This window comes from Bradyrhizobium acaciae (assembly GCF_020889785.1).
In the GTDB taxonomy this organism is placed as follows: Bacteria; Pseudomonadota; Alphaproteobacteria; order Rhizobiales; family Xanthobacteraceae; genus Bradyrhizobium; species Bradyrhizobium acaciae.
Map to the genome: position 1 here is coordinate 1 of NZ_JACMYK010000243.1, position 5,889 is coordinate 5,889.

Here is a 5,889-nt window from a genome sequence, read left to right on the forward strand (position 1 = left end):
CTCGGCCGTCGGGCACGTCGACCCTGAGCCGGCCCGACGGCTCGGCCGCGGCATGGCGAAACAGGCTCTCGGCCTCCTCGATATCGGCGACGACGCGCAAGGCTCTCTCATAGAACGCCGCGCCATCATGCGTGGGCGACACTTTTCGTGTCGTGCGATGCAGCAGCCGCGCACCGATGCGCTGCTCCAGCTCCGCGACCGCCGACGAGACTGACGAGCGCGGCAGCCCAAGCGTGTCGGCCGCCCGCGTAAAACTCGCACACTCGACGACGCGGGCGAAGATGCGGAAGAGATCGATGCGGTCCAAGCTCGGGCCTCGATTGTTCGCCATTTCTGACAAGTGAGGTCAGAATGCACGGCTTTATCCGCCAATTCTAGACGATATCATTCCCTGCAGAAAGCGGCCGCAGAGCGCGGCCGCTTGATCCGGAGAGGCGAACGCCATGACCGACCACAGCATCAAGGACAAGACCGTCATCATCGCCGGCGGCGCGAAAAATCTCGGCGGCCTGATCGCGCGCGATCTCGCGGCCCATGGCGCGAAGGCAATCGCGATCCACTACAACAGCGCCGCTACCAAGACCGACGCCGACGCAACGGTGGCTGCGATCAAGGCCGCCGGTGCCAATGCGGTCGCCTTCCAGGCCAACCTCACGACATCGGGCGCGATGGAGAAGCTGTTCACCGACGCGGTCGCCGCGATCGGCCGTCCCGACATCGCGATCAACACCGTCGGCAAGGTGTTGAAGAAGCCGATGGTCGAGATCTCGGAGGCCGAGTACGACGCCATGAGCGCCGTCAATTCCAAATCCGCATTCTTCTTCCTCAAGGAGGCCGGCCGTCACGTCAACGACAACGGCAAGATCTGCACGCTGGTGACGTCGCTGCTCGGCGCCTACACGCCGTTCTATGCCGCCTATGCCGGCACCAAGGCGCCGGTCGAGCATTTCACCCGCGCAGCCTCGAAGGAATTCGGCGCACGCGGTATCTCGGTCACTGCGATCGGCCCCGGCCCGATGGACACGCCGTTCTTCTATCCGGCCGAAGGCGCGGACGCGGTCGCCTACCACAAATCGGCTGCGGCGCTGTCCGGCTTCTCCAAGACAGGCCTCACCGACATCAAGGATATCGTGCCCTGGATTCGCATGCTGGTGTCGGAGGGCTGGTGGATGACCGGCCAGACCATCCTCGTCAATGGCGGCTACACCACCAAGTGAGGCTGCCGCTCTCTGCATACACGCGCCATTCCTTGCATTGAAAACCGGCCTCCGGCGGAATTTGACCGCCGGTTTGGCCGGCGATATCTTTCGCGCGCTGGGCCCTTCACAGTGACGGTCTATTCGAGGCGCACATGGAATGGTCGACCAGTCCGGCCCGTCCGGATCAACCCTTCGGCAGTTGGGCAGACGACCTCGCAGCCGCCTTCGTGCGGCTGGAGCCGCGCAAAATTGCCGAAGAGTCCTTTGCCGGCGCGATCTGCAAGGTCGACGCCGCGCCGCTTCAGATATCGCGGGTTACGGCGAGCGGACACATCGTCCACCGGCTCGCCTCGCACATCGCTGCAAGCACCGACGACCTTTGCTTCGTCAACCTCCAGCTCGAAGGACTGGGACGCACCTCGCAGCGCGACCACGAGCAGATCTCTGCGCCCGGCGATCTTGCGGTTGCCGATACGACGCAGCCGTTCGAGATCGCCCACCAGCATCACTTCAAGCTGTTCTGCTTTGCCGTGCCGAGGCGCCTGTTGCCGGACGCACTGTTCGATCGTCCGCGGCTCAGCCTGTCTGCGACCGAAACCGGTCGCGCGCTGTCGCGGACGCTGGCGAGCTATGCCGAGCTCTGCCTGGGTGGCCGCCAGCTCGCTGGCACGTCGGCGATGATCGGCACGCATATTGCCGAGTTGATCGCGCACGCGCCCGATATCCTCGCCGACGTGGCAGCGGAGCGCGTGCACACGCCCGTGCTACTGTCCGTCATGCTGGACCACATCGCCCGTTACAGCGGCGACCCCGAACTCGGCGCGTTCGCGCTGGCCAAAAAATTCCACTGCTCGGAGCGTTACGTGCACCGATTGTTTGCCGCCACCGGCCGCTCCGTCGGCGAACACGTCAACGAGCAGCGCATCGCTGCGTGTACGCGCGCCCTGCTCGACCGCAACTCGTCCCACAAGACCATTGCCGAGGTCGCCTTCGACGCAGGCTTCCTCGACATCTCGCATTTCAACCGCCTGTTCAAGCGCTGCAATGGCCTCTCCCCGCGCGAATTCCGCCGCGCCGCCGCGCACTGAGCGCTACGCTCAAGGCTTCGGCTGCATGCCCTGCAGGAAGCGAAGCGGGTTGAGCGGGCCAAGCGGGATCAGCTCGAAGCTCATCATGTGTGTCTTGCCCAGCGGTAGCTTTTCGAGCATCTCGTGGGCGACGGCCGGATCGGTGACGTTCATGATAAACGCCACGCCCCGCTTGCCCTGTAGCGAGTACCACTGCTCGATCTTGCCATCGAGATAGAGGTCGACGGTTTCCCGGACTTCGTCCGGCAGGACGGCAAACACCTGCGACTGTTCGAAACCGGGGTTGATGGTCCCGATCGCGAGAATTTTAGTCGTCGGCGTCGTTTTCATGGCGGCTCCTTGTGCGTTTGCGGAGTTGAAGCCGACAAGGCAGCCAATCAATGCCAGTGCGGCGGCAGATACAAACTTCATGTGATCTCCCCTCTCTGGAATGCGGCACGAACCTCATCGACCGCGAGCCCCGGGTTCTGCAGATGAGGGAAATGTCCGATGCCAGGCAGAACGGTCAGCTCCACGCACAGCCTTTCGGCGAATTCTGCGCCCATCGCCTTGTTGATGTAGAGATCCTTCTCGCCCCAAACCACCTTCACCGGTGTTTCGAGCCGGGTCAGCCTCGATTCGAAGTAATCCTGGTCGCGTGTGAAGTGTGCATAGTAGTGAGAGAACGCGTCGGCCGCTGTCATCGCTCCTTGCGTCCATCCCTGGACCATGTCGTCCTTGAATTCACGCGCGATCTCGAAATGCGCCTCCTTGGGCAGGCCCCGCGTGAAGGTGTTGGCCAGAATCTCGTCGCGATTGCTGTTCAAGCTGATGCGGACCTGGTCCATCGCAGGTCCCGCCTTCAGGCTTTGCAGGCTCGGATACATGAACTCGGGCCGATTGAACGGGGCGAAATCGCCGACGACGATCGTCCGTGCGACATCGGGTTTTTCCACCGCCAGCAGCAGCGCCGGAAGCGCGCCGATATCGGTCGCGTAGATCGTGAGCTTCGAGGTGTCGATGCCCGACTTGGCGATATATCGATCCAGCACCCGCGCATAGTCTCTGGGCGCGTAGGAAAACCTGTCGGTCGCAGGCCGCGATGAGAGGCCGTACCCGGGCCAGTCGAAGGCGTGGACCTCATAGTCATCTGTCAGAGCGCTCGCAATATCCTTCCAGGCATACAGGGTCTCCGGAAAGCCATGCAGGAAAAGGACGGTCCCCTTCGCCTTCGCGTTGCGCAGCACCATTCGCCTGAGCGTGATATCCTCGTCGACCTCAAGGAAGCCGATCGCGTCGTCGTTCACTGGCTTGAACATGATGCAAATCCTCGCTGGCACGGCAAATGGATATGGCCTTCCGAAATTGATTAGTATCTGGCAAAATCGGGATACACTCTTCCAGAAAATGGAAGTAACGAATGGATCGCCTCGAGGGAATGTCGGTCGTACTGGCAGTGGCCGAGGCCGGAAGCCTGACCGCCGCGGCCCGCCGCCAGAACATGCCGCTGGCGACCGTGAGCCGCAAGGTGTCGGAGCTGGAGGCGCATTTGCGCACCAAGCTGTTCAACCGATCGACCCGCGCCTTCGTCCCGACCGATGCGGGGCTTTCCTACATCGCCGCTGCGAAGCGAATCCTCGCCGATGTCGCGGAGGCCGAGCGTGCCGTTTCCGGCGAGTACACGACGCCGCGCGGAGAGCTGAGTGTGTCGACGCTCGTCGCACTCGGGCGCCTGTGTCTGCAGCCGATCCTCTCGGACTTCCTGAAGGCGTTCCCCGAAGTGGACGTCCATCTCAATCTGCAAGACCGGACCGTCAATCTCCTGGAGGAGCATGTCGACGTCGTGCTTCGCGTCGGCGATCTGCCCGACAGCACCCTGGTCGCGGTCCGCATCGGGGAGATCCACCGCGTGGTGTGCGCCAGCACGGCATATCTGGAAGCGCGCGGAACGCCCAAATCGCCTGACGACCTCGTGACGCACGACTGCATCAGCTATCCGCCGATGCAGTCGCCATCCGCTTGGAGATTCAGGCGAGACCAGACCGACTATCCGGTTCCCGTTCGGTCGCGCTTCGTGGCGAGCAATCTTGAATCGGCCTGCGATGCAGCGCGCGCCGGCCTCGGAATCACCGAGGCGTTCTCCTATCTCCTCGCTGACTCGATCAGTTCGAGGCAGCTCGTTCCGCTTCTGCAGGATTTTCAACCGGCGCCGCAACCCGTCAACATCGTGTACTCGCCAAATCGCTTGATGCCGGCCAAGTTGCGCGCGTTTCTCGACTTCGCGGTGCCGCGTCTCAGGGAGCGCCTCGCCGAGCCCAAAGATGCGGCCGGAGGAAGCAGCGCGCGCAAGCGTTCTTCTCGCCGATAACATCCCGCCGAAACGCTCCCCGCGACCGCATCCGGAATTTTGATGCCAATCTCGCGATACAGAGAGCTCGCAGCTTCAACGCCTAAAGCACCAGGGCTATTTCCGCGAAGACCACTCGCGGCCGCCGTCCGAGCCATTCAGCATTGTGCTATTGAAACGGACGAGCGCGGCGGTTGCAATGGCCTCCTTGATTTGAGCATCGGTCGCACCAGCGGCTTTTGCCGCCTTGGTGTGACCGTTGACGCAATACTCACACGGAATCTGTGCTGCCACAGCGAGGCCAATGAGGTGCTTGGTCTTCGCGTCCAAGGCACCAGTTGGATTCATCACGGCCTGCTGTTCGTCCCAATGCGCCTTGAATGCCTGATCAGGAAGTGTCTGCTTCATCCATTCGGGCGCTTCCTGAGCACTGGCACCCGGTGCCGACGCCAAAGCCAACAACAGGGCTAAACCTGCGCTCGCAAATAGAGCTCTCATGGCCAATCTCCCTAAAAATAAAGTTGCGTCAGACCAGAAAAAGCGAGGCCTGCTGAAAAGCTGCCGATGCCTGCCGACGGCATGCGCGCTACCGGTCGGCACTCCCGTCTCGGTAGCTCGCAACAAAATTACGCGACATCCTTGACTATGGAAAGACGTCTGTTCCGACAGGCACCAGCCGACCGTGTTGCTACGCAGCAGCTCTGCCACGAACGTTACCGTTATCGGACCCGCACAAAAGCTGCGTCGCACGTTTCCAAATCACTCCAGTTCACTCCGCGCCAAGAAATCTGGCGCTGCCGTCCAAGATTTCCTGAACGCATCACGATAGCCATTGCCCAAGCGGCCGACACGGAGGGCATTGGCATGGCGATCGATTTCACACTCACGACGCAGCAGCGCGAGCTGCAACTCACCTCCCGCAAGTTCGCCGGGGAGGTGCTGGCCGAAGCCAGGTCTGCCGAGTTGCTGGCAACGCCCGAGCAGCGCTTTCTCGCGACCAAGCCGACCTACGAGGCGATGGTCGCGGCCGGCTATCTGCGCAAGTGCATCCCGGCGCCGGCCGGCGGCGACAATGCCGGCATGATCGACATGGCGATCCTCGCCGAGGAATTCTACAGCGTGAACCCCAGCGTGACGCTCACCATGCTCGGCAGCGTGCTCGGCCTGCTGCCGCTGCTGCTCGGCGGCACGCCGGAGCAGTGCCAGCGGCTGCTCGGGCCGTTCCTGAAGACCAGTGGCGCGCCGCTCGCCGCGTTCTGCTCCAGCGAGCCCGGCG

Annotated in this window: 8 protein-coding genes; 4 read left to right on the forward strand and 4 right to left on the reverse strand. The window is 62.6% G+C overall.

The window, feature by feature from the left end; genetic code table 11:
- Nucleotides 1-307: LysR family transcriptional regulator (locus H8A92_RS39300; RefSeq protein WP_229200629.1), on the reverse strand; the 307-nt coding region annotated here is incomplete at its 3' end.
- Nucleotides 308-443: 136 nt separating this feature from the next.
- Between H8A92_RS39300 and H8A92_RS39305 the strand changes: the two genes are divergently transcribed.
- Together H8A92_RS39305 and H8A92_RS39310 are read left to right on the forward strand one after the other, a co-directional pair.
- Entirely contained in the window at nucleotides 444-1,217 is a 774-nt protein-coding gene (locus H8A92_RS39305) for an SDR family oxidoreductase (protein WP_229200630.1), read from the forward strand.
- A gap of 134 nt (nucleotides 1,218-1,351) precedes the next feature.
- Nucleotides 1,352-2,287: a helix-turn-helix domain-containing protein gene (locus H8A92_RS39310; RefSeq protein ID WP_229200631.1), complete on the forward strand. Its 936-nt coding sequence runs from the start codon at nucleotides 1,352-1,354 to the stop codon at nucleotides 2,285-2,287.
- Nucleotides 2,288-2,296: 9 nt separating this feature from the next.
- On the opposite strand, the gene H8A92_RS39315 is transcribed toward H8A92_RS39310, so the two are convergent.
- Together H8A92_RS39315 and H8A92_RS39320 are read right to left on the reverse strand one after the other, a co-directional pair.
- Nucleotides 2,297-2,698 carry a muconolactone Delta-isomerase family protein gene (locus H8A92_RS39315; protein ID WP_229200632.1) on the reverse strand — a complete coding sequence of 134 codons (402 nt, stop codon included), beginning with the start codon at nucleotides 2,696-2,698 and terminating at the stop codon, nucleotides 2,297-2,299.
- A complete protein-coding gene (locus H8A92_RS39320) occupies nucleotides 2,695-3,585 on the reverse strand; it encodes an alpha/beta fold hydrolase (RefSeq protein ID WP_229200633.1) in 891 nt (296 codons plus the stop codon). Before H8A92_RS39320 ends, H8A92_RS39315 begins: the two co-directional genes overlap by 4 nt.
- A 101-nt stretch (nucleotides 3,586-3,686) precedes the next feature.
- Here H8A92_RS39320 and H8A92_RS39325 point away from each other — a divergent pair, with 101 nt between their 5' ends.
- Nucleotides 3,687-4,634, forward strand: a complete 948-nt coding sequence (locus H8A92_RS39325; protein ID WP_229200634.1) for a LysR family transcriptional regulator — start codon at nucleotides 3,687-3,689, stop codon at nucleotides 4,632-4,634.
- A 96-nt stretch (nucleotides 4,635-4,730) separates the two neighbouring features.
- Here H8A92_RS39325 and H8A92_RS39330 read toward each other — a convergent pair whose 3' ends face one another.
- Nucleotides 4,731-5,111, reverse strand: coding sequence for a carboxymuconolactone decarboxylase family protein (locus tag H8A92_RS39330; RefSeq protein ID WP_229200635.1), 381 nt, complete (start codon nucleotides 5,109-5,111; stop codon nucleotides 4,731-4,733).
- A gap of 366 nt (nucleotides 5,112-5,477) precedes the next feature.
- On the opposite strand from H8A92_RS39330, the gene H8A92_RS39335 reads away from it, so the two are divergent.
- On the forward strand, nucleotides 5,478-5,889 hold a 412-nt coding region (locus H8A92_RS39335; RefSeq protein ID WP_229200636.1), incomplete at its 3' end, for an acyl-CoA dehydrogenase family protein.

Bases quoted from the DNA above. Each gene is read 5' to 3' on its own strand.
- H8A92_RS39305 (WP_229200630.1), top strand. From the start codon at position 444: ATGACCGACCACAGCATCAAGGACAAGACCGTCATCATCGCCGGCGGC.
- H8A92_RS39310 (WP_229200631.1), top strand. From the start codon at position 1,352: ATGGAATGGTCGACCAGTCCGGCCCGTCCGGATCAACCCTTCGGCAGT.
- H8A92_RS39315 (WP_229200632.1), bottom strand. From the start codon at position 2,698: ATGAAGTTTGTATCTGCCGCCGCACTGGCATTGATTGGCTGCCTTGTC.
- H8A92_RS39320 (WP_229200633.1), bottom strand. From the start codon at position 3,585: ATGTTCAAGCCAGTGAACGACGACGCGATCGGCTTCCTTGAGGTCGAC.
- H8A92_RS39325 (WP_229200634.1), top strand. From the start codon at position 3,687: ATGGATCGCCTCGAGGGAATGTCGGTCGTACTGGCAGTGGCCGAGGCC.
- H8A92_RS39330 (WP_229200635.1), bottom strand. From the start codon at position 5,111: ATGAGAGCTCTATTTGCGAGCGCAGGTTTAGCCCTGTTGTTGGCTTTG.